The 1212-nt window shown below is 40.1% G+C and carries 2 protein-coding genes and 1 pseudogene; 2 read left to right on the top strand and 1 reads right to left on the bottom strand.

Going from position 1 to position 1212, the window contains the following annotated elements:
• Both FN082_RS15025 and FN082_RS15020 read left to right on the top strand, forming a co-directional pair.
• Positions 1 to 109 (top strand): annotated as a pseudogene (locus FN082_RS15025) (integrase); the annotation flags it as partial.
• A gap of 99 nt (positions 110 to 208) precedes the next feature.
• The gene (locus FN082_RS15020) at positions 209 to 832 is read left to right on the top strand and encodes a HEPN domain-containing protein (protein WP_142981864.1); all 624 of its coding nucleotides are present in this window, start codon (positions 209 to 211) and stop codon (positions 830 to 832) included.
• A gap of 228 nt (positions 833 to 1060) precedes the next feature.
• Here the strand turns inward: FN082_RS15020 and FN082_RS15015 are convergent.
• Positions 1061 to 1212: EAL domain-containing protein (locus tag FN082_RS15015; protein WP_142981863.1), on the bottom strand; the 152-nt coding region annotated here is incomplete at its 5' end.

Genomic DNA, 1212 nt, shown 5'->3' with positions numbered 1-1212 from the left:
GATGGAATATAACAACGAGCGGCCTCATGAATCCCTGAATAACCTGACACCGGAAGAGTACCGGCTGATGGCTGAAAAACCGGAACTCTCAAAAAGTGCATGGAACTGAAGCAGGGGTGCTTACACAGACACTTTTTTCAATACACTAGAATTGTCATTTTCTTTCTTATTGGCGAAGAAAGGTAAAGAGTTTTCTATAGGTGCTTTCATGTATGAGTTTTCTCCTACCGAACCACCGATTATTTATACGGAAGGCTCAATTTTTGGAAGGACTGAAAATAAACACGAACAAGATCAAATAATTGATCTGGCTGATCTGACTGATTATTTTCCAGAAAAAAAAGCAAGCTCGATGACAAATTTTTTTAATGTCGTTTTATCTCCGGGTACCCAGCTTGAAAGAAAACTTTCCAGAGCAGTTGAATGGATTGGAGAGGCTTATCGCGATAAAAACAGATCAAGTGCCTTACTGAAAGTCGTAATTGCGCTTGAAGCACTTTTCAAAGTTAATGAACGTAGTGTTATTACTGCCTCTATAGTAGCTAGCATGGCTGAACAATGTGCTTATATAAGTGGGGAATCAGTAGATGAATGCTTAGAAATTGAAGATTACGTCAAAGAACTATATGGATTAAGATCTAAAGTAGTCCATGCTGGGTCTAATAACCTTGGAGAAAATGAGTTGAAAAAGGCGTTAACATTTAGCCGCTCCATAATTTTCAAATTGATAGACTTGAAAATCAACGAGAAATTCGAATCAATTGATGAATTGCAGCCAAAGATCCGGGAAAGCAAATATAAATCATGTCCACTATGGCAAACTACTAATTAGGACACATTAGTGTAATGGACAATGTCCGCTTATGGCACAAAGCGGACTAAGTAGCTGAGGTGAGGGTCCGCTGTGAGCGAATAGCGGTCTTTAGAATTTGTCATGATTACCCGGATGCAGGACTATCATTGGCGTCTGATAATCAATAGAGAGCTGGTCAGGATGACCAGTTTCCTTCTTATTCATATATTACGGGCAGGCGTGCATACGTATTTACTTAATGCTCGCTCACTTTAAGGCTTCGTCTCTACCATAATACCAGGTTTCAAAAACATCGGGGGTCATTGGTTTGGCAAAAAAATAGCCCTGAACTTCATCGCAGCCCAGCTTTCTTAAAATATCAACAGTACTGGCTTCCTCGACTCCTTCGGCCAGAACGA

The sequence above is a fragment of the Klebsiella spallanzanii genome (genome assembly GCF_902158555.1).
Classification (GTDB): domain Bacteria; phylum Pseudomonadota; class Gammaproteobacteria; order Enterobacterales; family Enterobacteriaceae; genus Klebsiella; species Klebsiella spallanzanii.
The sequence above is the reverse complement of the archived record's forward strand: the minus strand, read 5'-3'. Positions and strand labels throughout refer to the sequence as shown.

What these genes read in the sequence shown, in the direction of transcription:
- FN082_RS15020 (WP_142981864.1), top strand. Translation starts at nt 209, where the DNA reads ATGTATGAGTTTTCTCCTACCGAACCACCGATTATTTATACGGAAGGC.